Source organism: Plantactinospora sp. DSM 117369, assembly GCF_053764795.1.
The window spans coordinates 1,288,256-1,311,655 of sequence record NZ_CM132446.1 but is presented as its reverse complement, the minus strand read 5'-3'; the positions used below and the strand labels follow the sequence as shown (position 1 = coordinate 1,311,655).

22 protein-coding genes are annotated in these 23,400 nt (G+C 71.9%); 10 read left to right on the top strand and 12 right to left on the bottom strand.

Annotated features, from left to right (window positions below; all coding sequences use genetic code 11):
- Positions 1–12: 12 nt before the first annotated feature.
- Together ACSMXO_RS06000 and ACSMXO_RS05995 are read right to left on the bottom strand one after the other, a co-directional pair.
- Entirely contained in the window at positions 13–846 is an 834-nt protein-coding gene (locus ACSMXO_RS06000; protein WP_455416974.1) for an Fpg/Nei family DNA glycosylase, read from the bottom strand.
- Positions 847–878: 32 nt separating this feature from the next.
- Positions 879–1,289, bottom strand: a complete 411-nt coding sequence (locus ACSMXO_RS05995) for a VOC family protein (protein ID WP_455416973.1) — start codon at positions 1,287–1,289, stop codon at positions 879–881.
- 144 nt (positions 1,290–1,433) lie between these two features.
- Between ACSMXO_RS05995 and ACSMXO_RS05990 the strand changes: the two genes are divergently transcribed.
- Complete coding sequence (locus tag ACSMXO_RS05990) at positions 1,434–1,826, top strand: hypothetical protein (RefSeq protein ID WP_455416972.1); 393 nt, start codon at positions 1,434–1,436, stop codon at positions 1,824–1,826.
- Between the two features lie 447 nt (positions 1,827–2,273).
- Here ACSMXO_RS05990 and ACSMXO_RS05985 read toward each other — a convergent pair whose 3' ends face one another.
- The 3 genes from ACSMXO_RS05985 to ACSMXO_RS05975 all read right to left on the bottom strand — a co-directional run bounded on the left by ACSMXO_RS05985 (position 2,274) and on the right by ACSMXO_RS05975 (position 5,968).
- Positions 2,274–2,417 carry a hypothetical protein gene (locus ACSMXO_RS05985; RefSeq protein WP_455416971.1) on the bottom strand — a complete coding sequence of 48 codons (144 nt, stop codon included), beginning with the start codon at positions 2,415–2,417 and terminating at the stop codon, positions 2,274–2,276.
- Positions 2,418–2,489: 72 nt separating this feature from the next.
- A complete protein-coding gene (locus tag ACSMXO_RS05980; RefSeq protein WP_455416970.1) occupies positions 2,490–4,220 on the bottom strand; it encodes an ABC transporter ATP-binding protein in 1,731 nt (576 codons plus the stop codon).
- A complete protein-coding gene (locus tag ACSMXO_RS05975) occupies positions 4,217–5,968 on the bottom strand; it encodes an ABC transporter ATP-binding protein (protein ID WP_455419182.1) in 1,752 nt (583 codons plus the stop codon). Before ACSMXO_RS05975 ends, ACSMXO_RS05980 begins: the two co-directional genes overlap by 4 nt.
- Positions 5,969–6,369: 401 nt before the next feature.
- Between ACSMXO_RS05975 and ACSMXO_RS05970 the strand changes: the two genes are divergently transcribed.
- The gene (locus ACSMXO_RS05970; RefSeq protein ID WP_455416969.1) at positions 6,370–8,433 is read left to right on the top strand and encodes a glycosyl hydrolase family 28-related protein; all 2,064 of its coding nucleotides are present in this window, start codon (positions 6,370–6,372) and stop codon (positions 8,431–8,433) included.
- 121 nt (positions 8,434–8,554) lie between these two features.
- Complete coding sequence (locus ACSMXO_RS05965; protein WP_455416968.1) at positions 8,555–9,196, top strand: hypothetical protein; 642 nt, start codon at positions 8,555–8,557, stop codon at positions 9,194–9,196.
- A 178-nt stretch (positions 9,197–9,374) separates the two neighbouring features.
- Here ACSMXO_RS05965 and ACSMXO_RS05960 read toward each other — a convergent pair whose 3' ends face one another.
- The gene (locus tag ACSMXO_RS05960; RefSeq protein ID WP_455416967.1) at positions 9,375–9,701 is read right to left on the bottom strand and encodes a hypothetical protein; all 327 of its coding nucleotides are present in this window, start codon (positions 9,699–9,701) and stop codon (positions 9,375–9,377) included.
- 152 nt (positions 9,702–9,853) lie between these two features.
- Here ACSMXO_RS05960 and ACSMXO_RS05955 point away from each other — a divergent pair, with 152 nt between their 5' ends.
- Positions 9,854–11,434, top strand: coding sequence for a nucleotidyl transferase AbiEii/AbiGii toxin family protein (locus ACSMXO_RS05955; protein WP_455416966.1), 1,581 nt, complete (start codon positions 9,854–9,856; stop codon positions 11,432–11,434).
- A gap of 301 nt (positions 11,435–11,735) precedes the next feature.
- Here ACSMXO_RS05955 and ACSMXO_RS05950 read toward each other — a convergent pair whose 3' ends face one another.
- Positions 11,736–12,623: a helix-turn-helix domain-containing protein gene (locus tag ACSMXO_RS05950; RefSeq protein WP_346260166.1), complete on the bottom strand. Its 888-nt coding sequence runs from the start codon at positions 12,621–12,623 to the stop codon at positions 11,736–11,738.
- Between the two features lie 164 nt (positions 12,624–12,787).
- On the opposite strand from ACSMXO_RS05950, the gene ACSMXO_RS05945 reads away from it, so the two are divergent.
- Positions 12,788–13,219, top strand: a complete 432-nt coding sequence (locus ACSMXO_RS05945; protein WP_455416965.1) for a hypothetical protein — start codon at positions 12,788–12,790, stop codon at positions 13,217–13,219.
- 23 nt (positions 13,220–13,242) lie between these two features.
- Positions 13,243–13,548, top strand: coding sequence for a hypothetical protein (locus ACSMXO_RS05940; RefSeq protein WP_346260167.1), 306 nt, complete (start codon positions 13,243–13,245; stop codon positions 13,546–13,548).
- A gap of 277 nt (positions 13,549–13,825) precedes the next feature.
- Here the strand turns inward: ACSMXO_RS05940 and ACSMXO_RS05935 are convergent, their stop codons facing one another.
- Together ACSMXO_RS05935 and ACSMXO_RS05930 are read right to left on the bottom strand one after the other, a co-directional pair.
- The gene (locus ACSMXO_RS05935) at positions 13,826–14,614 is read right to left on the bottom strand and encodes a hypothetical protein (protein ID WP_455416964.1); all 789 of its coding nucleotides are present in this window, start codon (positions 14,612–14,614) and stop codon (positions 13,826–13,828) included.
- A 245-nt stretch (positions 14,615–14,859) separates the two neighbouring features.
- Positions 14,860–16,080 (bottom strand): IS110 family RNA-guided transposase, encoded by a 1,221-nt coding sequence (locus ACSMXO_RS05930; protein ID WP_455416963.1) that lies wholly within the window; start codon positions 16,078–16,080, stop codon positions 14,860–14,862.
- A gap of 256 nt (positions 16,081–16,336) precedes the next feature.
- Here ACSMXO_RS05930 and ACSMXO_RS05925 point away from each other — a divergent pair, with 256 nt between their 5' ends.
- The 4 genes from ACSMXO_RS05925 to rocD all read left to right on the top strand — a co-directional run bounded on the left by ACSMXO_RS05925 (position 16,337) and on the right by rocD (position 20,434).
- On the top strand, positions 16,337–17,068 hold the full coding sequence (locus tag ACSMXO_RS05925; protein ID WP_455416962.1) for a cellulose binding domain-containing protein: 732 nt from the start codon (positions 16,337–16,339) through the stop codon (positions 17,066–17,068).
- Between the two features lie 180 nt (positions 17,069–17,248).
- Positions 17,249–17,956: a hypothetical protein gene (locus tag ACSMXO_RS05920; protein ID WP_455416961.1), complete on the top strand. Its 708-nt coding sequence runs from the start codon at positions 17,249–17,251 to the stop codon at positions 17,954–17,956.
- Between the two features lie 301 nt (positions 17,957–18,257).
- Positions 18,258–19,115 (top strand): dimethylargininase, encoded by an 858-nt coding sequence (ddaH, locus tag ACSMXO_RS05915; protein WP_455416960.1) that lies wholly within the window; start codon positions 18,258–18,260, stop codon positions 19,113–19,115.
- Positions 19,112–20,434: an ornithine--oxo-acid transaminase gene (gene rocD, locus ACSMXO_RS05910; RefSeq protein WP_455416959.1), complete on the top strand. Its 1,323-nt coding sequence runs from the start codon at positions 19,112–19,114 to the stop codon at positions 20,432–20,434. Before ddaH ends, rocD begins: the two co-directional genes overlap by 4 nt.
- 56 nt (positions 20,435–20,490) lie before the next feature.
- Here rocD and ACSMXO_RS05905 read toward each other — a convergent pair whose 3' ends face one another.
- The 3 genes from ACSMXO_RS05905 to ACSMXO_RS05895 form a co-directional block, all read right to left on the bottom strand.
- The gene (locus ACSMXO_RS05905) at positions 20,491–21,639 is read right to left on the bottom strand and encodes an FHA domain-containing protein (protein ID WP_455416958.1); all 1,149 of its coding nucleotides are present in this window, start codon (positions 21,637–21,639) and stop codon (positions 20,491–20,493) included.
- Positions 21,636–21,929, bottom strand: a complete 294-nt coding sequence (locus ACSMXO_RS05900) for a 4a-hydroxytetrahydrobiopterin dehydratase (RefSeq protein ID WP_346261641.1) — start codon at positions 21,927–21,929, stop codon at positions 21,636–21,638. Before ACSMXO_RS05900 ends, ACSMXO_RS05905 begins: the two co-directional genes overlap by 4 nt.
- A gap of 330 nt (positions 21,930–22,259) precedes the next feature.
- Positions 22,260–23,321 carry a fatty acid desaturase family protein gene (locus ACSMXO_RS05895; protein WP_346261642.1) on the bottom strand — a complete coding sequence of 354 codons (1,062 nt, stop codon included), beginning with the start codon at positions 23,319–23,321 and terminating at the stop codon, positions 22,260–22,262.
- Positions 23,322–23,400: the final 79 nt, after the last annotated feature.

Here is a 23,400-nt window from a genome sequence, read left to right as displayed (position 1 = left end):
CAGGGGCCCGGTTCAGCGCTTGGCCCGGGACCGGCGCGGCGCCCGCTGGCAGCGGGGACACCAGTACGAGTTGCGGCCGGCCTGGTCGGCCCGGAGGACCTCGGTGCCGCAGAGGTGGCAGGGCAGTCCGGCCCGGCGGTAGACGTACACCTCGCCGCCGTGCCGGTCGACCCGGGGCGGCCGGCCCATCGCCTCGGGCAGATGCTGGGGGTGCACGGTGTCGATCCGGCCCGTCTCGACGGCCGCCGACATCAACGCCACCAGGTCGGCCCAGATCGTCCGCCAGCCGTCCGGGGTGAGGTCCCGCCCGGGGGTGGTGGGTGGCAGGCCGGCCCGGAACAGCGCCTCGGTGACGAAGATCAACCCGGTACCGGCCACGATCGACTGGTCGAGCAGCAGCGCGAACAGCGGGGTGGGACTGCGCCGGATCCGGGCGTACGGCGCCTCCGGGTCGGCGTCGGCGCGCAGCGGGTCGGCGCCGAGCCTGGCCCGCAGCGCGTCGACCTCGGGCGGGGAGAGCAACTCGCAGGCGGTCGGGCCGCGCAGGTCCAGCCAGTGCAGGTCGGTGTGCAGCCGCAACCGGACCTGGCCGACCGGCGCGGGCGGCTCACCGTCCCCGTCGGCGAACTTCCCGTAGAGCCCGAGATGTACGTGCAGCGCCTGCCCACCGGCATAGTGGTGCAGCAGATGCTTGCCGTACGCCTCGGTCTGCTCGAGTACGGCCCCGGAGAGCAGCGCGGCTCCCTCAGCGAACCGCCCCTGCGGGCTGCTGGCCAGCACCTTCTCCCCGCCGAACAGCTCCTGGTGCCGGGCTGCCAGCCGGTGGATGGTGTGGCCCTCGGGCATGGTCGCCAAGCATAGACTTCCGGCCCCCCGGCTCAGGCGCGCGGCGGGGAGATGTTGACCATCCACGGTACGCCGAACCGGTCGACGCAGGCGCCGAACTCGTCGCCCCACATCTGCCGCTCCAGCGGCACCGACACGATGCCGCCCTCGGAGAGTACGGTCCAGTAGCCGCGCAACTCGTCCATGTCGTCCCCGCTCAGGCTCACCGTGATGGCGTTGCCCGGGGAGAAGTCCATCTCCGGCGGCACGTCGGAACCCATCAGGGTGAACCCGCTGTCCGTCTCGAGCATGGCGTGCATGACCTGGTCGGCCTGGTCGCCCTCGGCGCCGAACTCGCCGAAGGTGTTGAGCACCAGGTTGCCGCCGAAGACGCGCTGGTAGAACTCCATCGCTTCCCGGGCGTTGCCGCTGAAGCTGAGGTACGGGTTGAGTCGAGTCGGCACCGGATGCTCCTTGGTCGCGGAAGAGCCGTCGTCGGGGACTAACGACGGAACACGTTCTCGGGTTCCAGTCGTGACCGAGGCAGGCGACACCACCAGCGTCAAGTCAACTTGACGTCAAGGTGACTTGACGGCAGAGTGGGCCACATGACTGCACCTGACGAATTGGAACGGCGATTCACCCTGCTGACCGCTGCGGCTCGATTCGACCAGCTCCGGTTGCGGGACGCGCTCGCACCGCCGACCGACGAGCCGGACGACGACCCCGCAGCCAACCCGGACGCCAGGCCGCTGAGCCGGGAGGAGGCGTTGGAGCTGCTCGCACTCGGCGAGGTGATCGTGCGCAAGGCGGCCTATGGCCGGCAGTTGACGGTCCGCACCGCGCGGGCGACCGGCGCCTCCTGGACGCAGATCGGCGCCGCGCTCGCCACCAGCAAGCAGTCCGCCTGGGAGACCCACACCCGGTGGCTCAGCGAGCAGGAGGCCGCGACCGCCAAGCCCGGCACCGAGACGCCCGAGCCGGCCCAGCAACCGTCATGACCAGGGACGGCAGCGGCGCGACAGCCGTGGACGACACCGCCGCGACGGCCGGGCATCCCGACGTGGCCGTGCGGCCGTACCGGTTGCGGGTGGCTGACGCCGAGCTGGGCCGATCTGCGCCGTCGGCTGGCCGAGACCCGTTGGCCCACCGAGATCCCGGACACCCCGTGGCGGCGCGGGGTCCCGCTGCGCTATCTGCGGGAACTCGTCGAATATGCGCCGGCTCGGCTACCGGCGGTACGGCGCGCAGGGCGGCGACTGGGGCCACGCGATCAGCCGGGAAGTCGGCATCCTCGACCCCGAGCACGTCGTCGGGGTGCACCTGAACACCCTGCTCACGCTCCCCTCAGGTGACCCGGCCGAAGAGGCGGCGCTGACCGAGGCGGACCGGGCCCGGCTGGACCGGCTGTTCCGGGCCGAACCGGAGATGTCCGGGTACGCCAAAATTCAGGGCACCCGGCCGCAGACCCTGGCGTACGCGCTGACCGACTCGCCGGTCGGGCAGCTCGGCTGGATCGTGGAGAAGTTCCAGGAGTGGACCGACTCCGCCGACGTCCCCGAGGACGCCGTCGACCGGGACCTGCTGCTCACTTCGCCGCGCTGGAGGAGCCGGACCTCTTCGTCACCGACGTACGGACCTTCTTCGGGGCACTCCGCTGAAGGTCAGCCGTGCCAGGAGCGCCAGAGGGCGGCATACGCGCCGTCGACCCGGAGCAACTCGTCGTGGCTGCCCAGCTCGGTGATCCGGCCGTCCGCCATCACCGCCACCCGGTCGGCGTCGTGCGCGGTGTTCAGCCGGTGCGCGATCGCGATCACCGTACGCCCGGCCAGCACCGCAGCCAGCGCCCGCTCGGTACGCCGGGCCGTGGTCGGGTCGAGCGCGGCGGTCGCCTCGTCGAGGATCAGCGTGTGCGGGTCGGCGAGGACCAGCCGGGCCAGCGCGACCTGCTGCGCATCCGCGGGACTCAACTCCCGGGCCCCGTCCCCGAGTGCGGTGTCGAGGCCGTCGGGCAGTTCGGCGTACCAGTCGGCACCGACCGCGACCAGCGCGGACCGCATCTGTGCGTCGGTGGCGTCCGGGGCGGCGAAGGCCAGGTTGTCCCGCAGCGAACCGAGGAAAACGTGGTGCTCCTGGGTGACCAGGGCGATCCGGCGACGCCGCTGCGCCGGATCGAGATCGGTGACCGGGCAGCCGCCGAGGTTCACCTCGCCGTGCCGGGGGCGGTCGATCCCGGCCAACAGCCGGGCCAGCGTCGACTTCCCGGCCCCGGACGGGCCGACGATGGCCAGCCGTTCGCCGGGCCGGACCGTCAGGTCGATCCCGTGCAGCACGTCGGGGCCGTCGGCGTAACCGAACCGCGCGCCCCGGACCTCGATCTCCTGCCCGGACGGGGTGGAGCCACGCCCACGCGGCTCCGGCGGCACCTGGCCGACGCCGAGCACCCGGGCGAACGAGGCGACGCCGCGCTGTGCCTGCTCCATCCATTGCAGGATCTGGTCCAGCGGGCCGATCGCCTGTTGCAGGTAGAGCGCGGCGGCGACCACCTCGCCGAGGGTGACCAGTCCGTTGTCGAGACAGAGGCCGCCGACGAGCAGCACCGCCGCGATCGGCAGCGGATAGCTCGACTCCACCACGGGATAGAAGACCGAGCGCAGCCTGAGGGTACGCCGACGGGTCGCCCAGACCTGCCCGATCCGCTCCCGGCCGTGCACCACCCGTTCGTCGGTGAGCCGGAGCGCCTCGACCGTCCGGGCGCCCTCGGCGGTGGTGGTCAGGGTCTCGGTCAGCTCCGCCGAGGCGGCGCCCTCGGCGAGGTACGCCGTGGAGGCCCGCCGCAGATACCAGCGGGTGACCGCGACGATCGACGGCAGCCCGGCGAGCGCGGCGACGCCAAGCACCGGATGCAGCAGGAATATCGCCCCGAAGAGCAGGGTCAGTTGTGCCACGGCGATCACCGCCACCGGCACCACCTGGCGGACCGTGATCCCGACCGTGGCGACGTCGACCGAGCTGCGGGTGGCGAGGTCTCCGGTGCCGGCCCGCTCGACGACCGAGACCGGCAGCGCGAGCGTCCGCCGGACGAACTCCTCGCGCAGTCGGGCCACCGCGCGCTCACCGAACCGGTGGCCGGCGTACTGGGCGTACCGGGAGAGCACGGTCTGCACCAGTACGCAGCCGACGATCGCCAGCGCCAGCCGGTCGATCGTGCCGGTGCCGGCGCCGGCCATCACCTTGTCGACGATGATCCCGAGCAGCCAGGGCGCGGCCAGCCCGGCGACGGTGGCCGCGACGTGCAACGCCAGGATGACGGCGACCGCCCGCCGCTCCCGGCCGACCAGGTCGCTCGCCGCCCGGCGTACGGTGGCCAGGTCCGCCACCGGCAGCCCGGTCACCGCCGCGCCCGCTCGCCGTCGGCGGACCCGCCGGCCGCGACCGGCTCGCCGTCCCGGGAGACCAGTGCCCGGTAACCCGGGTCGCGGTCGAGCAGCTCGGCATGGCTGCCGACGTCGACGATCCGCCCGTCGCGCAGGTGCGCCACCCGCTCGGCGTGTCCGAGCAGTAGCGGCGAGGTGGCGAGCAGGATCGTGGTGCGACCGGCCCGGGCCGCCCGGAGCCGCTGGGCGATCCGCGCCTCGGTGTGCGCGTCCACCGCCGAGGTCGGGTCGACCAGGATCAGCACCTCCGGCTCGACCAGCAGCGCCCGGGCCAGCCGTACCCGCTGGCGCTGGCCGCCGGAGAGCCGGCGGGCCCGGGCGTCGATCGGGGTGTCCAGCGCCTCGGGCAGGGCGTCCAGCACGTCCTCGGCCGAGGCGACCCGCAGACCGGCCCGCAGCTCGGCGTCGGTGTGCCACTGTCCACTGTGCAGGATCTCCCGCAGGGTCCCGGCGAAGAGATAGGCATCGTGGTCGGCGACCAGGATCCGGGCCCGCACCTCGGGCAGCGCGATCGCGGTCAGCGGCACGCCGCCCCAGGTCACCCCGCTGGGGACGTACCGGCCGAGCCGGTCGGCCAGGGCGATCGCCTCGGCCGGGTCGGCGGCGGCGACCCCGATCAGCCGCCCGGCCGGCACGGTCAGCCCGGTGACCGGATCGTGCAGGTCGGCGGGGCCGGTCGGGGCGGCCCGCTCCGTCGCGGCACCGACGCCGTCCCGGGCCGCGCCACCGACACCGTCCGGGGTCGAGCCGGTGACGTCCTCCGGGGTCGAGCTGGTGACGTCGTCCGGGGTCGAGCCGGTGACGTCGTCTGGGGTCAGCCGGAGCAGGGTGATGATCCGGCGGGCGGCCACCCGGCCCCGGATCATCATCCTGCTCCCCTCCATCAGGAACCACACCGGGACGACCAGCACCGCGACGTACCCGTAGACGGCGACGAGCTGCCCGACGGTGATGTCGCCGGCGACGGCCATCCTGGCGGCCAGCCAGACCACGGCGGCGAGGAAGCCGGCCGGGATCGCGGCGGTCAGCGCCTCGATCCAGCTTCCGACCGCACCGACCCGGTAGCCCTCGTCCCGCAGTTCCTGGGACCGGGCCGCATACCGGCGGGCGAACAGGTCCCGGCCGCCGACCCCGGCGAGCACGCGCAGCCCGGCGACGATGTCCCCGGCCCGGGTGGTCAGGGCGCCCTGCCGCTGCCGGTAGCGGGACTCGGCCCGCTCCAACCGGCGCAGCAGCGGCCCGATCAGGATGGCGACCGCCGGCACGCCCAGCAGTACGCAGAGGGCGAGCAGCGGGGAGACCGACCAGAGGACGACCGCGATGACCGCGTACGCCACGATGGCGCCGACGCCCGGCCCGGTCAGTGTCAACACGTGCGAGGTGTTGGCGATGTCGGAACCGCCGACGGTGGCGACCTCACCGGCGGCGAGCTTGCGCGGCAGTACCGCACCGATCCGGGAGAGCTGCCGCAGCAGTACGGCGGCGGAGCGGGCGCTCGCGTCCTCCCGGATGAAGGTCATCGTCCGGTGCCGCTGGATCCCGAGCTGGGCCAGCCCGAACCCGGCGACGACGATCGCGCCGACCCAGAACAGCAGGGCGCGGGTGTCACCGGTGCGCAGCCCGTCGTCGATCGCCCGGGAGACGAGGTACGGCCGCAGCGACAGCCCGACCATCCAGGCCGTGCCGATCAGGCTGCCCCGCAGCACCCGGACGGGTTGGCTGCGCACCAGCCACCAGATGTACCGCAGTGGTCCCCGGGTGTCCGGCACCCCCGGATCGGGGTGCGGGAGCTGCGGCGGCACGCCCCCAGGCTACCGACGGGCCGCAGAGCTACCCACTCATTTCGGCGGCAGCGCCGAAGGACCGGGCGGCACCGACGGGTGGCGGGGCACCGGGAAGGGTAAGAACCGCAGGCCGAGGTAGGTCAGTGGGCCGGGCCGACGACGTCGACCACGTGGACGACGTGGACCGGGACGCGGGGGCCGGGCAGACCCGGGGCAAGACCATCCTGATCCCCGCAAGTGCCGCACGATACGCGACAAACTGACGATTGAATGTGGACAGTTTTCTGCAATAACATGACGGCCCCCAGAGAAACGAGTCCCCGATGTCACGGAGCACCAACGGAGTTCCGGCGCGACGGTCCGGGCGACCGTCCCGCTGGCTCGCCGCAGCGACCCTCATAGGAATCGGCGTCTCGGCCGTCGGCGCCGGCACCCCGGCCACCGCCGCCCAGCCGACCGGCCGCACCGGTCCGGCCCCGGTCGTCACCCGGGCCGGTCTCGACCCCACGCTCGTCGCCGGCCGGGGCGCCAGCGTCGACTTCCTCGAACAGGAGGCGGAACACGCCCGGACCACCGGCACGGTGATCGGCCCGGACCGGACGGCGTACACGTTGCCGGCAGAGGCGTCCGGCCGATCAGCGGTGCGGCTGCGCCCGGGGCAGTACGTCGAGTTCACCCTGCCGAAGGCCGCGAACGCGATCACCGTGCGCTACAGCATCCCGGACGCGCCGGGCGGCGGCGGGATCACCGCACCGCTGCACGTCACGGTGAACGGCAAGGCCCGGCAGACCATGACGCTGACCTCGGAGTACGCCTGGCTCTACAACCAGTACCCGTTCAGCAACGACCCGGACGCCGACCTGCTGCACCCGGACTGGTGGATCACCGAGTGCTCCTGCGTACCGGCGGCCACCACGCCGTTCCCGATGATCGGCAAGCCGTTCCGGCCGATGCACTTCTACGACGAGCAGCGGCTCCGGCTCGACCGGACCTACCGGGCCGGCGACACGGTACGCCTCACCGCGCCGGCCGGCAGCAACGCCGCCTGGACCGTGATCGACCTGCTCGACTCGGAACTCGTCGGCCCACCGAAGGTGCGGCTGCGCGCCGCGAACGTGCTCGCCTTCGGTGCCGACCCGACCGGCCGGCGGGACTCCGCCGACGCGATCGACCGGGCGATCGCCTTCGCGAAGCGGACCGGACTGACGGTCTATCTGCCACCGGGGACGTACCAGGTGAACCGGCACATCATCGTCGACGACGTGACGATCGAGGGCGCCGGCAACTGGTACACGGTCATCAAGGGCCGCCAGGTGGCGCTCGACGCGCCGGCGCCGGACGGCTCGGTGCACACCGGGGTCGGCTTCTACGGCAGGGACGCGGCCGACGGCGGCAGCCGCAATGTGCACCTCTCCGGCTTCGCGATCGAAGGTGACGTACGGGAGCGGATCGACACCGACCAGGTGAACGGCATCGGCGGCGCGATGAGTGACTCGACCGTCGACGGCCTGCACATCCGGCACACCAAGGTCGGCATCTGGTTCGACGGCCCGATGCGGAACGTCAGGGTCACCAACAACGTCATCGTGGACCAGATCGCCGACGCGCTGAACTTCCACACCGGGGTCACCGACTCGGTGGTCCGGAACAACTTCATCCGGAACACCGGCGACGACGCCCTGGCGATGTGGTCGGAGACGGTGCCGGACGCCCGCAACACCTTCGACCGGAACACCGTCCAGACCCCGACCCTGGCCAACGGAATCGCCCTCTACGGCGGTACCGACAACACGGTCTCGAACAACCTGATCGCGGACCCGATCCGGGAGGGCAGCGGCATCCAGCTCGGCTCCCGGTTCGGCGCGGAGCCGTTCGCCGGCACCACCCGGGTCAGCAACAACACCGTGGTGCGGGCCGGCACGTACGAGCTGAACTGGAACATCGGGCTCGGCGCCATCTGGATCTACGCACTGGAGAAGGACATCGACGCGGACATCCAGGTGACCGGCGACCACTACCTGGACAGCACGTACAACGCGATCATGCTGGTCAGTGAGTTCTCGGTGAAGGACCTCTACTCGATCGACGGGGTGAGGTTCACCGACGTCCGGGTCGACGGCACCGGCACCTCGGTGGTCAGCGCCCGGGCCTCCGGCAGCGCCTCGTTCGCCAACGTCGACGCCCGCAACGTCGGCGCGGTCGGGGTGAACAACTGCGGCTCGTTCCACTTCCCGCCGACCGGCTCCGAGTTCCGGCTGACCGACCTCGGTGGCAACGACGGCGGCGGCGCGGCCGGCCCGTGGCTCGCGCCGTGGCTGCTGCCGAACACCATCACCTGCGACGACCGCCCGCCGGTCGTCCCGCCACCACCGCCGTCCCGCTGGTGAAACGCCGGGGTGGGCGTCCGGGCACCCCTGGGCGCCCGCCCCGGACCGGCGCTCCGCGTACCGTGGGGGTCGTTCCTGGCCGGCCCGTGACCTGGGCCCCGACGTCGCGGAAGGCGGACCGATGCACGTTCCCGCCCGATTCAACGGGCCGCCCGGCTCCGGCAACGGCGGCTACTCCGCCGGCCTCTTCGCAGGCGGCGAGAGCGCCGAGGTCACGCTCCGGATGCCGCCGCCGCTGGACACCCCGCTGTCGCTGCTCGACTGCCAGGTCCGCACCGCCGACGGCACCGTCGTGGCCGAGGTCGCGCCGGAGCCCGAGGTCGACACCGCAGTCCCACCGATCGGGTACGCGGACGCGGTCGAGGCTGCCAAGGGGTACGCCGGGTTCGCCGACCATCCGTTCCCGACCTGCTACGTCTGCGGCCCGGAGCGCACCGACGGGTTGGGGATCTTCCCCGGGCGGCTCGCCGACGGCAGCACCGCCGCCCCGTGGACCGTCCCGGACGACGTCTCGGCCCCGACCGTCTGGGCGGCGTTGGACTGCCCCGGCGGCTGGTCGGTGATCGGCGCCGGCCGCCCGTACGTGCTGGGCCGGATCGCCGTACGCCTGGACCGGCTGCCCGCCGCCGGTGAACAGTGCGTCGTACGCGGCGCCCTCGCCGCCGCCGAAGGCCGCAAGGCCCTGGTGCACACCACCCTGTACGCCCCGGACGGCACCGAGTTGGCCCGCGCCCGCGCCACCTGGATCGCCCTACCCGGCTGAAACGACCGGCATGCCCGCAGTCAGCCTCCGCACGAGGCGGGCATCGCCGCGCTCATCTGGACCTCAGCGGCGTCAACCACTGCCGTAACGCCGCTGATGTCCAGGTCGGCGTGACCGGCTCCAGGCGCGGGCGGCACTCGTCGCGCGGTGCGTGACGTGATGTCGTGGGCTGGGACTGTCAGTAGGCGTGGAAGCTGCCGAAGCGTCCGGCTTCGTAGGTGCGGAGGGTTCCGGTGCTGGTCGCCTGGCCGGTGCAGTCGGCGGTCCGGTACAGCACGACGTTGGTGAAGCCGCTCCAGCCGACGTGGCCGCGCGCGGTCGCCGGCAGCGGCGCGCACTCACCGGTCGGGGCATCGACGTGCGCCACCTCGACCGTGAACGGCGTGCTGTAGAAGGTCAGGCCGCTGGGCTGCGCCGAGGCGGGCGACGCCGCGACGCCGAGTCCGGCGGCCATGCCGATCGCCGCAAAGAGACCAGCCCCGACCCTCGCGCGTGCTCGCCGCATCAGTGACCTCCAAGACATCGATGACGATGTCTTGATCATTGTCTACCTTTGTTGCGTGCGCAAGTATCTCTCGAAGCGGTCGCGCCACGACCGGGACGGGCGCACCCGAAACCGCGTTTCCGGGCCGGGTGGCCGGGCCGTACGCTACGCCGGTGTCTGAGGTTTCGGGGGACTTCGAGATCCACATTACGGTCCATGCGCAGCAGGCCGAGAAGCTGGCGGCGTTCGCGGCGGATCACGGGGTGAAATTCCTGCACATCGTGCTCGACCGTGGTGCGTTCGCCTCCCAGCCGATGCTCACCCTGACCGGCCGGGGCACCCTGGACGAGCAGCGCGCAGCAGTGCAGCGCTGGCAACAGGAGCTGCGCGGGGCCGGCATGTACCCGTGCCGCTCCAAGATCGAGGCCGCGCCGTGGTGCACCGGCGTGCCGCAGTCGGACCAGGAGGCCGCGTCCGAGCCCGGGGGGCGGTACTTCGAGCACCACGTCAAACTGCTGCTGCCCGCCCCGACGGTGGCGGACCTGTTGACCCTCACCGACCTGGTCACGCCGCACGACGCCCGGCTGTCCCGCAACGCCCGGCGGGAACGGGCCGACGGCGCGCAGGAGCGGTTCGTGACCCAGCGCTGTCACGGCGTCGGGCTGCGGACCGCCAAGCAGCGGCTCGACGCGCTCGTCGAGGCCATCCGGTCGGCCGGCCACGAGATCGTCTCGGTCGAGCAGGAGTACGTCGTCTTCGACGACCATCTGTCACACGACCAGGGCTGGCTGACCGAACCTCGCCGCCGGAGCCCCAGCGACTGGGCGACGAGACGCGAGGAGAAGATGAGAACCGCTCCGGCCGGCTCCCCGGACTACCCGCCGACCTACCGGCCGCTGCCCGCGGACCCGACCGTGCGGCAGCGGGCGGCGTTCGACCCGGCGCTGAAGCAGTACCCGAACGCCTACCGCGCCGGGGAGCCCGCCTTCCTGGTGACAGCCACCGGCCAGCGGTGGATCGGCGCCCGGCACACCGCGATGAACCGCATCCTGTCGGCGGTCGCCGCGACGCGTTGGGGAGCCGAGCACCTGGTGCTGCGCGGCAGTGTCACGATGGCGGCCTGGGTCGGCAGCGCGGCGCGGGAGCCGGGGGACCTCGACTTCGTCGTCACCCCGCACACCGTCCGGAGCGACAGCCCCGACGCCCGCGCGCTGCTCGACGACCTCAAGGCCGCCGTCCGGAGCATCCCGGACGACGCCGGCCTGCGCGCGGACCAGATCACCGAGTCGGCCATCTGGACGTACGAACGTGCCGACGGGCGGCGGCTGGTCGTCCCGTTCAGCACGCCGGAGGCGCCGGACGGTCACGTGCAGCTCGACATCGTCTTCGGCGAGCGGCTACCCATCGCACCGGAGGTGCTGGTGCTGCCTGGCGTCGACGAGCCGCTGCTGGCCGCGCCCGCCGCACTGTCCCTGGCGTGGAAGCTGCTGTGGCTGGCCACCGACATGTACCCGCAGGGCAAGGACCTGTACGACGCCGTGCTCCTCGCCGAACACACCACCGTCGACCGGGACCTCGTCCGCGCGCTCATGCGAGACGAACTCGGTGCCGAAGCCGACGCCTTCACCGCCGAAACAGTGCTCGGCTGGGACGTCGACTGGGCGAACTTCGTCGACGAGTACCCCGGCGTCGCCGGCAGCGCACCACAGTGGACCAACCGGCTGGCGCTGGCACTCGACCGGGCCTGGGCCTGACCCCACACACGCCGCGGTCACTGCGCACCGCGGGTGCGGTGCCGAGCACCGACCAGACCCTCGGCTCCCGTCGGGTGCGGACGCGGAGGTGGGGGCGACCGTCCGCACTCCACCCCCGCCGGCCCGGTCCCGGGCAACGACGGGCTACCGAACCTGGTCCGACGGCTCGGTCCGACACGTCAAGGGCTGACCTGCCCGTCGCCGCTGTCTCCCCACACCGGCGACGTACGGCAGGCTGCCGACTTTTACTCCCCTCCCCCGTACGACCGACCCGCTGTCACGGCCAGGCCGTGCTCCAGGGTCACCCGCCGTATTCCTCCGCGACCGTCGTGATCAGCTTCCGGGACAGTTCCTCGGTGAGGCTGATCTCCTCGAAGTCGCGCCAGACGGCGGCGTGGCTGTCCACCTCGTGCGGCTTCTCCAGATAGAGCGCGCCGGTCAGACCGCCGCTGTAGACGATCGGCGGCTCGGTGCGCCGCCCGAGTCCGTCCTTCGGAAACTCCAGAATGGCGAAGCCGCCGTTGGCGCGCTCGGCCCGGTAGAGCCCGGCCGAGAACGGCAGCACCCGGACCGAGATGTTCGGCTGCTGGCTGACGGCCACCAGGTGTCGTAGCTGCTCGCCCATCATCTGCCCGCTGCCGGCCGCCCGGCGCAACACCGCCTCGTCGAGGACGACGTCGAGCTGCGGAGCCGGTCCGCGCCGCCCGTTGAGGATCTCCTGCCGGGCCAGCTCGACCTCGACCGCCCGCTCGCGTTCGGCCGGCCCGAGTTCCGGGCTGGCGATCCGGAACACTTCCGTCGCATACGCCGGGGTCTGCAACAGGCCCGGGACGAACTGCGGCTCGTACATCCGGAGATGGCTGGCCGCCGCCTCCAGCCCGGCGTACGGCTCGAACCATCCGGGGATGGCGTCGCCGTAGCAGTGCCACCAGCCACGTGCCCTGGTTTCCTTCGCCAGCCCGGTCAGGGCCTCGGTCATTTGCGGTGACGCACCGTATATCCGGCACATCGCCTCGACGTCCAGCGAACGCATGCTGGTCGCCCCACTCTCGATCCGCCAGATTTTCGGCATCGACCACTCCAACGCCTCGGACACCACCTTGATGGTGAGCCGGGCCTCCTCGCGGAGCTGGCGTAGGTGCCGCCCCAGCTCTCTGCGAGGAACGGTGGAGTCCACCCCTGCCTGCACTACACTCCCCCTTCCGGTATTACCTTTCGAGTGAACCTTTCATTCGATATGTAATGTCCACTGAGTACTCTCTGTGATTCAGGTAATTACAGATCGTTAGAGGGAAATCGTTCAGCCAAGACGTAATATTGCATTGTTTCGCGCTCTAGTAAAGCATCGATTGCATGGCAGCCGAACCTCTGACGACCCAGGCGGGGGGAACGGAAATGTGGGACCACGATCCGGCCGCTCCGCTGTGGACCTGCACCGGATGCGGCGACGACTGGCCCTGTGCGGTCCGAAGACGACAGCTACGGGCGGAGTTCGCCGGCAGCATCGTCTCACTCAGGTACTACCTGGCCCATCATCTCGTCAACGCCGCCGAGGATCTGCGGCATGTTCCGGCAGGTTGGTTACACAATCGTTTCATCGCCTGGACCGACCGGGCTGCGGATCCACCGCCGTACACGTCGGCGGACATCCTCGTCAACAGCTATCTGCTGGCCGACTCGCACAGCCCCGATCGGTTCGGGAGATGCCCCGTGTGCGGCGATGCCGCCAACTGCTGGGTGCGACTCGACCCGAACGGGCCCGGCTTTCTCATCCCGGTGCCCTGATGCACGAGCCACCTCGCCCCGGAATGGTGGTGCAGGTCGGGGCGGCTGCGAGCGTACAGTTCGGCGGTCGGCGGGCACTGCTGTTCCGGGTGACCAGGGTGGATGAAAGGCCCACCTATCCCGGCTGGTGCTGGCTCACCGGCTACACGCTCGACGAATACGGCGAGGCCGTCCAGCGACGCGTGATCTACGTCCAGTTCGCCGGTCTACGCCCGGTCCGTCGTCATCCGCAGAAGCCGAAAGTGCCGCTCGCCCCGCGGCACCATAGGCCAGAAACCGGCCGGCGCCCCGGCAGAGTGCCGACGGGTTCGCCGATGGGCGCACGATGAAGTCGCATTGAGTAGTTCGCCAGGGCTGGTCCTCGACCGGCATGGGATGCGGAAATGTCAGCGGCGGAGCGGTTCCTACTCGCCTTCCACGCATCCTCTACTCGTCTTCGACCCACCTACTACGCATCTCTACGCCGTTTTCTGGTGATCGGTCTGTCGGCAATCGCCGCTTCCGTATCACGACGGCGGCCGGTTCCGCCCGAGTGGCACCGGCGGCCGAGGCGGCGGCGCCCGCGCGGGATCCCGGTCGGCAAAATATGGGAGGGGGCGACCGGGCTCAGGGACGGGCGCCGCCGCCCGGCTGGATCCGGCTGATCAGGTCGTGCATCGGCTTGGTGCCGCTGCCGACCATGATCCCGGTGACGATGCCGTCGACCCAGACCGGCAGGCCCTGCCATTCCGGCCCGGCGATCGCGTGCAGCAGATAGAAGCCGCCGGCCGTGGAGGCGAGCGTCGCGACCGCGACCGCGATCCCCCAGGCGACGACGGTGCGGTTGCCCCGACCCCGGTCGGCCTGCTCGCGCAGCGCGGCCACCGCCGCCTGCTCAGCCGGGGTCGCCTCGCGGGACAGAGTGGCCAGCTCGGCCTCGGCCCGCTGCGCCGCCGCCTCGACCCGACGTCCCGGCAGCCACCGGGAGAACGGCTCCAGGATCCGTTCGACCGCGGCGGCGAAGACGATCAGTACGCCGAAGACGGCGACGGTGTCCGGCGGCTGCATCGTCTCCGCGCTCCCACCACTGGACCAGATCGTCCAGGAGCCGAACCCGGCGGCTCCGATCAGGACGAAGGCGGTGAACACCGCGCCGAAGCTGGCCGGTGCCGTACCGGGGCGGGAGCCGCCGTCGGAGGCGGCCGGGTCGTCACCGGCCGATGTGGCCGGTCCGGCCCCGGTGGGCGTACCCGATCCGGGAGCCTGCCCGGCACCACCGCTGTGGCCGGTCGCCGGCCTGCCGGTGTCCACATCGGAGAAGGCGCCGGGAGCGGGCGCCGCGGCGACCCGACCGACGGCGGCCCCGACGAGTTGACCCGCCTGCCCGACCACCGAACTACCCCGCTCCAGCGCCATGGCTCCCCACCCTCGAGTCAGCGCTCATCCGAACTGCCGCGGCGAGGCTACCGCCCCGGCGGGCCCACCCGGACAACCGGGTGGCCCGATACGACCGAACCGGCAGCGGCCTTCCAGGCGACCTCTACGCATGGGAGGCTGTCGATGTTTCTTGCGGGTGGGCACGGGTCACACCGCCGACGGGCTGCGGCGGCACCTCCACATGCCAGCTCTCCGACCCGAAAGACATCCCAGGAGCTTGAATGTCAAGCAACGGCCTCGTTGAGGTGGTGAGACCAGGCGGTCGTCTCGTCGTACGGCGTGCCGGTTTTGAGGCATCCGTGCAGGATGCCGACGAGCCGGTTGGCGAGTTGGCGCAGCGCGGCGTTGTAGGTGGCGCCGCGGGCGCGTTGCCGGTCGTAGTAGGCGCGAGCGCCGGCCGAGACCCGCAGCGACGCGAACGCCTGGGTCATGAGCGCGTCGATGAGCCGGTCGTTGTGCACGAACCGGGCGGCGACTGTCCTCTTCTTCCCCGACGCGCGGGTGATGGGGCTGGTTCCGGCGTGGTTCTTGCGGGCCTTGGCCGAGGTGTAACGATCGTGGTCGTCGCCGAACTCCGCGAGCACCCGGGCGCCGAGGACGGCACCGAGTCCGGGCTGGGACAGGATGATCTCAGCGTCCGGGTGCCGGCCAAAATGGGCCTCGACCTGCCCTTGCAGGGCCTTGACCTGCTCGTTGAGGGTGACCAGCAGCGCGACCAGCGCCCGCACCGACGCGGCGTAGGCGGCGGTGACCGCAGCGGGCTGGCCGAGGTGCTCGGCGCGCAGCACTTCCTGGATCGCCGCGGCCTTCGCCGGGATGTCCCGGCGGCGGGCGCGTTTGAGGGCCGCGCTGATCTGGCTGATGCTCAGTCTCGCGGCGCTGGCCGGGTCGGGGGCCTTGGCGAGGAGTTCCAGGGTGTCGGTGGCGTCGAGGTCGGCGAATGCGGCCAGCGCGGCGGGGAAGTACTCCCGCAGCGCGTGCCGCAGTCGCTGCCCGGCCCGGGTCCGTTCCCAGATCAGCGTCTTGTGCATCCGGGTGACGACCTTGACGGCCTCGGCGGTGTCACCCGCGACCGGGCGCAGTTGGTGGGAGTCGGTGCGCACCATGTCGGCGAGCATGTGCGCGTCGGCCGCGTCGCTCTTGGCCCCGGACACCGCCAGGCGTTCGCGGTAGCGGGCCGCCTGCAACGGGTTGGCCGCGTACACCGTGTACCCGGCAGCGATCAACGCCTGGACCCACGGACCCCGATCGGTTTCGATCCCGATCGTGACCTGCCCGCCGGCGTCGGCGGCGTCCTCGCCGAGCTGCGCACCGATCATCGCGTGCAGCCGGGCGATGCCCGCCACGCCTTCGGGCAGCCGGGCCTTGGCCAGGGTGCGCCCGGCGGCGTCCATCAACTCGACGTCGTGATGGTCCTCGGCCCAGTCATCTCCTACGAACAGCAACGCATCTCCCGTCTCCGACACCCAACACGGTCAGTAGCCAGCAGGAGAACCATCAGCGACCTAATGAAGCAGTGCTCATGCCGCAACCGGGCGGGCACGACATCCCATCAGCGATCAACTCTCCTCACCAACCGGCAGGGGCACGATCTTTCGTCAGGACTCCACGTCCAGGAACATCGAGTACTCACCTGCCGGCGGCTACCCACCCACCAGGAGTTTGCCGGATGGCTTACTCCCAGAACTCATTAGGAATTCGATGATTCCCAGCTCCGTACGCCGCTGCTCCACCGCCGTCGCCGCCCTGGCGCTGGCCGTCACCGCCGGGCTGGTCGCCCCGGCCACCCCGGCCCGGGCCGCGGTCGCCTGCGAGGTCGACTTCACCGCGACGACCTGGACCGGCGGTTACCTCGGCAACGCGCGGATCCGCAACCTCGGTGACCTCCCCTGGAACAGCGTCCTGGTGGAGTTCACCCTCCCGGACAACCACCAGCTCATGTCGAGCTGGAACTACACCGTGCAGGTACTCGGGCAGAACGTGCGGGCGCAGAGCATGTCCGGAGTCGCCCCGGTGCCGCCCGGCGGGACGACGGCGTTCGGCTTCGTCGCCCGCTACACCGGGACCTACCAGCCGCCGAGCAACTGGCGGGTCAACGGGGCGACCTGTTCGGTGCCGGGCCAGCCGCCGGCCGTGCTCGCCGACCCGGCCGAGCGGACGGTGGCCGAGGGCGGCAGCGCCTCGTTCACAGTACGACTGAGCCACCCGCCCACCGAGTCGGTCTACGTCCAGATGACGATCGACGGTACCGGGGTCTGGGCCTTCCCACCGATGCTGATCACGTTCACCCCGACCGACTGGAGTACGCCGAAGTCGTACTCCGTCTACAGCACTCAGGACGCCGACGCGGTCGACGACGTCGCCGTCATCACCCTCGCCGTGCCCGGTTACCTCTCCGACAAAGTCACCCTCAGCCAGCTCGACGACGACTGAGGACCGGGTGCGCGGTGCTGGTGCGGCCGCATCCCGCCCCCGCGTCACCGCCCGGCCCCGTCGCCGCCAGGTGTGGTGGATCGGCCATCGGGGTACACCGATCCCAATGCTGCGTAGACGCCATCGACGAGGCTCCACGCATGGATCAGGAGGTGTGTTGTGGTCAGGATTCCATCACTGATGCGCCAATCGGAGCCGGCGCCGGCGCGGGACGAGAACCGCGACGGTCGTGTCGACGGCCGCGACGAGCGCCCCGACGGCCGTGACGAGCGGCCGACCGGCACCGCCACGGTGGCCGACTCCGCGCGAACGCGTACCGGATCGGCCAGCCGGGCCGAGGAGCGCAGTGACCCCGCCCGGACCGGCGACACGGCGAGGCACCGGGCCGGGGCCACGGTCACCGAGCCCGACACGGCACCCCAGAAGGCTCCGCCGGTCGCCCCGACTCCCCCGGTCGCGACGAAGACCGAGACCCGGCGCGAGACCGACCGCACGACCGAACCGGAGCGCGGGCTCGGCGAGCGTACGCCGGAGACCGAGCCGGTCGTGGTCGACCGGGGTCCGCGTCCCCGGGCCAGCATGCTCGCCACGCTGAGCCTGGTCCTCGGGGTGGCCGCCGCCGCGTTCGTGCTGGCCGGCGCCCTCGCCGGGTACGGCATCGTGCTCGGCACCCTCGCCCTGCTGCTCGGCGTCGGCGGCGTCTCCGCGACCGCCCGCCGGCACGTCGCCGGCCGGACCGACGCGCTGATCGGGATCGTCCTCGGGGTCGGCGCCGTCGTCGTCGCCGTGCTGGCGATGACCGGCCAGTTCGACTGGCCCAACACCGACGGCGACACCGTCGTCCGGTTCCGCGAGTGGCTTGATTCACAGTTTGTCGACCGGTTCTGATCGGGTAAGGACCTGCGCGGAGCGGTGGTGCACCGCTCTGGCCCCGCCAGCCGGTGGTGGTTCACCACCTGAGCGCACATGTTCGGGGGCGGCGACGACGCCGCCCCCGAAGTGCGTCCGGAGCCGGGTACGGGGTGGCACGCAACGGTTCGCCGTTGCCTCCCCTCCGACACGCAACGATCAGCCGCGACAAGCAATCCTCGGCGGTGGTTCCCGTCGGTCGGGCCCGCATAGCGTTGGGTGAGGCGCCAGCCTGTGAGCCGTACGGAGGCCGGGCGCGCCCGACCCCAGGAGCAGGACCATGACGTTGGACGCCATCGCCACCAGCGGGCGTACCCCGGCCGGCCCGGCGCAGACCCGGCACTACCTGATGTGCCGGCCGACGTACTTCACCGTCGAGTACGCGATCAACCCCTGGATGGACCCGGCCGCGCCGATCGACACCACACTCGCGCTGCGACAGTGGGAGACGCTGCGGCAGACGTACCTGGATCTCGGGCACACGGTCGACGAGATCGCGCCGCTGCCCGGGCTGCCCGACATGGTCTTCGCGGCGAACGGCGCGACCGTGCTCGACGGCCGGGCGCTGGCGGTGCAGTTCCGCGACCCGCAGCGCGCCGACGAGGCCCCGGCGTACGCCGGCTGGCTGGACCGGGCCGGCTTCGAGGTGCACGAGGCGAAGCACGTCAACGAGGGCGAGGGGGACATCCTGCCGGTCGGCGGGCTGCTGCTCGCCGGGACCGGGTTCCGGACCTCGCACGCCGCGCACGCCCACCTCCAAGAGGTCTTCGGGCGCCCGGTGATCACTCTGCAACTGATCGACCCGCGCTTCTACCACCTGGACACCGCGCTCTGCGTGCTCGACGACGAGACCGTGGCGTACCTGCCGGAGGCGTTCTCGCCCGGCAGCCGGGCGGTGCTGCGCCGGCTCTTCCCCGACGCGGTGCTGGCGCGCATGGCCGACGCCGAGGTGCTCGGCCTGAACGCGGTCAGCGACGGCCGGCACGTCGTACTTCCGGCCCAGGCCACCGGACTGTCGGCGGCGCTGCGCGAACGCGGGTACGACACAATTGGTGTTGATTTGTCCGAGCTGCGCAAGGCCGGCGGCGGACCGAAGTGCTGCACCCTGGTGCTGCGGGAACGAGAGGCGACCAAGTGATCGTGGACGACGTGCTGCGCCCGCAGGAGGCGGACGACATGCCCCGCACCCCGGCGGCGATCGGCGTGCCGCAGACACCGGGGGCGGACGGCGCGCCGCAGACCCAGGACGCGGGCGGCGCGCCGCGGACGCCGGAGGCGGTACGCGAGGCGGAGCGCTGGACCGCGCACAACTACCACCCGCTGCCGGTGGTGATCTCCTCGGCCGAGGGCGCCTGGGTCACCGACGTCGACGGCCGGCGCTACCTCGACTGCCTGGCCGGCTACTCGGCGCTGAACTTCGGGCACCGGCACCCGACGCTGGTCGCCGCCGCGCACGCCCAGCTCGACCGGCTCACCCTGACCAGCCGGGCGTTCATCCACGACCAGTTCGCCGACTTCTGCCGGGAACTGGCCCAGCTCTGCGGCAAGGACCTGGTGCTGCCGATGAACACCGGGGCCGAGGCGGTGGAGACCGCGATCAAGGTGTCCCGGAAGTGGGGCTACCGGGTCAAGGGCGTACCGGGCGGGCAGGCCACCATCGTGGTCGCGGACGGCAACTTCCACGGGCGTACCACCACGATCGTCAGCTTCTCCACCGACCGGGAGGCCCGGGACGACTTCGGGCCGTACACCCCGGGGTTCCGGATCGTCCCGTACGGCGACCTGGCCGCGCTGGCCGAGGCGGTCGACGACACCACCGTGGCCGTACTGCTGGAGCCGATCCAGGGCGAGCAGGGTGTCGTGGTGCCGCCACCCGGCTACCTGCCCGGGGTACGCCGGCTCTGCACCGAACGGAACGTGCTCTTCGTGGCCGACGAGATCCAGTCCGGGCTGGGCCGCACCGGCGAGACCTTCGCCTGCGACCACGAGGGCGTCAAGCCGGACATGTACGTCCTCGGCAAGGCGCTGGGCGGCGGCATCGTGCCGGTCTCGGCGGTCGCCGCCGACGCGGACGTCCTCGGCGTACTGCGGCCGGGCGAGCACGGCTCGACGTTCGGCGGCAACCCGCTGGCCTGCGCGGTCGCCACCGAGGTGGTCCGGCTGCTCGCCACCGGCGAGTTCCAGCGCCGCTCGGCGGAGCTGGGCGCGCGGCTGCACGCCGGGTTGCGCGGGCTGATCGGCGAGGGCCTGGTCGCGGTACGCGGCCGAGGGCTCTGGGCCGGCATCGACATCGACCCGGCGCTGATGACCGGGCGGCAGGCGTGCGAGCGGCTGGCCGAACGCGGCGTACTGGCCAAGGACACCCACGGCTCGACGATCCGGCTCGCGCCGCCGCTCGTCGTCGAGGCGCACGAGCTGGACCATGTGCTGGAGCAACTCGCCGCCGTACTGCGCTGAACCGGCCGCCCCGGGCTGGCCCGTCCCGCATCCGGACGGGCCGGCCCGGTCGGTCGTCAGCCCCGGTCGGGGAGCCGGATCGCCATGGTCGGCGCCTCGGCCATCACCGAGGTCGGGTTCGTCATGCCGCCGGAGTTCCAGGTGCTCGCCCGTCCCACCTGCACCCCGGGATAGAGCTCCACGATGTCGCCGCTGCGCATCACCCGGGACTGCTGGCGAGCCAGCGCGACCCGCTCGGCCTCGTCCATCGACCCACCCGGCCGTACCCCGGAGCCGTTGGTGCTGACGTCCTGCGCGACCAGGTCCCCGCCGCGCAGCTCGAACCGGACGTGGCTGCGGCTGATCCAGCGCCGCGCCTCGTCGTTGAGCCACTGGCCGAGCCGGATCCCGCCGGAGTCGTCCGGCGCCCGGCCGACCACCACCGGCCGCTCGGCGGTCACCACGAACCGGCGCCGGACCATGCCGCCGATCCGGATCGACAGCACCTCCTCGTTCGGCCTCGGCCCGGCGTCGCTGAGCCGCTGGTCGTGCCGGGGACAGGTCGGCATCCCGGTACGCAGCGTCGGCGGCGGCTGGCCGCTCGGCTTGCGGTCGATCTCGGCGAGGTCGGCGAAGGCGCCACCCCCGCCGCCACCGCCGAACAGTACGCAGCCGGGCTCCTTGCACCGCCAGGTGCGGGCGAGCAGTTTCCGGCCGGTCGGCGACGGCCCGGTGGCCGCCACGTTGCCCTTCACCCGCTGCGCCAGTACCGGGCCACCAGCCCCGGGCAGCGGGGCGAGCAGTCGGCCCGGCGCGCTGGTCACCCACGGGAAGCGCCCCGACATGCCGTCGAAGCGGCCCCGGCTCAGCACCGGCAGGCCGAGCAGATCGGCCACCTCCAGCACCCGGTCGCCGGGGTTGACGAGCACCTCGACCAGGCCGTTGTCGGCCCAGCGCCGGAGCACCATCCGCTCGTTGGAGGTGAGGTCGGCGTCGCTGAGCAGCGCGCGGTGCACCACCGCGTACACCGGGACGTTGTCCTCCTCCAGATGCCGCCCGAGTGCGTCGATGACCATGCCCAGTCGCATGGTGCTGGCCGGCCGGCCGCCGTCGAGGTCCTGGTAGCGGACCACCTCGGCCAGGTCCAGCACCGCCCGCACCAGGGACGGGTCGGTGCTGACCCGGTCCTCGATCGCGTCGAGGACCTTACTTATCTCGAATCTCACGCCGCTCCCCGGACTATCTCGTCGATACGCCGCGCCAGTTCGACGTCACGTCGGGTCACCCCACCCACCGAATGGGTCGCGCAGCGGAAGGTCACCGTGCGCCACCGGATGTCGATGTCGGGATGGTGGTCGATTTCCTCGGCGACCACCGCCACCCGGTCCACCACACCGATCGCGTCACGGAACGCGGGCAGTTCGACGGTACGGGCGATGCCGGCCGGATCGCCGGCCCAGCCCTCCAGCCCGGCCAGCTCGGTCCGCACCGCCTCCGCGTCCAGCACCTCTGCCATGGCCAGACCTTACCGCCGAGGCCGGTGGCCGTGGGATACAACCGCTCGCCCGACCCCGTCACCGACCCGCTGAACGGATGCGAGCTGACGGTGGGTGTGCCCGATCTCCGGTCAGTCGGAATCGTGGACGGTCGCTATGCTGTCCGGCGTCCGGCCACGGTCAAGGGACCGCGTTCGGCAAGCCAATCGAGGTCACCGCGCCGGAGCCGGCGGAGGTCGTCGAGATGCCGGACGACCGGCTCGCGGTGCTGAACGGCTGAGGCGGGGGTACGGCGGCGGCGTGGGGCAGCCCCGCCCAGGGCCGCCCCACGATCCCCCGGTCACCGTCGTCTATCCGGCGCTGCTCCGCGCCGCCGCCACCTCGGCCCGCAGCGGGGCACCGACCGAGTGCAGGTGCCGCAACGCCTGCCGGTACGAGTCGAAGAGCCCGGTCTCCTCGTACGGGATGCCCTGCTCGGCGCAGTACTGCGCGACGATCGGCTGGGCCCGGCGCAGGTTCACCCGGGGCATGCTCGGAAACAGGTGGTGCTCGATCTGGTAGTTGAGGCCGCCCAGCGCGAAGTCGACCAGTACCCCGCCCCGGACGTTGCGCGAGGTGAGCACCTGCTTGCGCAGGAAGTCGAGGTCGTCTTCGGCGGTCACCACCGGCATGCCCTTGTGGTTCGGCGCGAACGAGCAGCCCATGTAAAGGCCCCACAGCCCCTGGTGGACGGCGAGGAAGACCAGCGCCTTCCCCGGCGAGAGCACGGTGAAGAGCGCACCCAGGTAGCCGACCGCGTGCAGGGCCAGCAGCAGCGCCTCGGCCCGGCGGTGCCGGATCGGCGTACCGTCGGTCAGCGCCCGGACGCTGGAGACGTGCAGGGCCAATCCCTCCAGCAACAGCATCGGGAAGAAGAGGTACGCCTGCCGCTGCGCCAGCCACCGGCCGAAGCCCCGGGTGGCCTGGGCCTGCTCGTCGGTCCAGACCAGGGCGCCCGCCCCGACGTCCGGATCGTCGTCCTCGTGGTTCGGGTTGGCGTGGTGCCGGTTGTGCTTGTCGATCCACCAGCCGTAGCTGAGCCCGACCGCCAGGTTGCCGGCCAGCAGCCCAGCCACCTCGCTGGCCCGCCGGTGCCGGAACATCTGCCGGTGCCCGGCGTCGTGCCCGAGGAAGGCGACCTGGGTGGTGGCGCCGGCCAGGAACACGGCCACCAGGACCTGCCACCACGAGTCGCCGACGACGGCGAAGGCGACCCAGCCGGCGACGAAGAGCCCGACGGTGAGCGCGATCCGGGCTACGTACCAGCCGGTGCGGCGTTCCATCAGGCCGGCCGCACTGATCCGCCGAGATAACCGTGAGTAATCACTTCCTCGACGCGTCTCCGGTTCGGGCGCGGCAGCGAGGACCGCCATTTGCAAGCTCCCAACGTCGCTTCTCGCCACGCCGGTCGGCGGAGCGCTGATCTCCAGTCTCCGGGTGATGCTTGCGCTG

Excerpts from the sequence above, each read along its gene's own strand:
- ACSMXO_RS06000 (WP_455416974.1), bottom strand. The coding sequence starts at position 846 with ATGCCCGAGGGCCACACCATCCACCGGCTGGCAGCCCGGCACCAGGAG.
- ACSMXO_RS05990 (WP_455416972.1), top strand. The coding sequence starts at position 1,434 with ATGACTGCACCTGACGAATTGGAACGGCGATTCACCCTGCTGACCGCT.
- ACSMXO_RS05970 (WP_455416969.1), top strand. The coding sequence starts at position 6,370 with ATGTCACGGAGCACCAACGGAGTTCCGGCGCGACGGTCCGGGCGACCG.
- ACSMXO_RS05965 (WP_455416968.1), top strand. The coding sequence starts at position 8,555 with ATGCACGTTCCCGCCCGATTCAACGGGCCGCCCGGCTCCGGCAACGGC.
- ACSMXO_RS05960 (WP_455416967.1), bottom strand. The coding sequence starts at position 9,701 with ATGCGGCGAGCACGCGCGAGGGTCGGGGCTGGTCTCTTTGCGGCGATC.
- ACSMXO_RS05945 (WP_455416965.1), top strand. The coding sequence starts at position 12,788 with ATGGCAGCCGAACCTCTGACGACCCAGGCGGGGGGAACGGAAATGTGG.
- ACSMXO_RS05940 (WP_346260167.1), top strand. The coding sequence starts at position 13,243 with ATGGTGGTGCAGGTCGGGGCGGCTGCGAGCGTACAGTTCGGCGGTCGG.
- ACSMXO_RS05935 (WP_455416964.1), bottom strand. The coding sequence starts at position 14,614 with ATGGCGCTGGAGCGGGGTAGTTCGGTGGTCGGGCAGGCGGGTCAACTC.
- ACSMXO_RS05925 (WP_455416962.1), top strand. The coding sequence starts at position 16,337 with ATGATTCCCAGCTCCGTACGCCGCTGCTCCACCGCCGTCGCCGCCCTG.
- ACSMXO_RS05920 (WP_455416961.1), top strand. The coding sequence starts at position 17,249 with ATGCGCCAATCGGAGCCGGCGCCGGCGCGGGACGAGAACCGCGACGGT.
- ddaH (WP_455416960.1), top strand. The coding sequence starts at position 18,258 with ATGACGTTGGACGCCATCGCCACCAGCGGGCGTACCCCGGCCGGCCCG.
- ACSMXO_RS05900 (WP_346261641.1), bottom strand. The coding sequence starts at position 21,929 with ATGGCAGAGGTGCTGGACGCGGAGGCGGTGCGGACCGAGCTGGCCGGG.
- ACSMXO_RS05895 (WP_346261642.1), bottom strand. The coding sequence starts at position 23,321 with ATGGCGGTCCTCGCTGCCGCGCCCGAACCGGAGACGCGTCGAGGAAGT.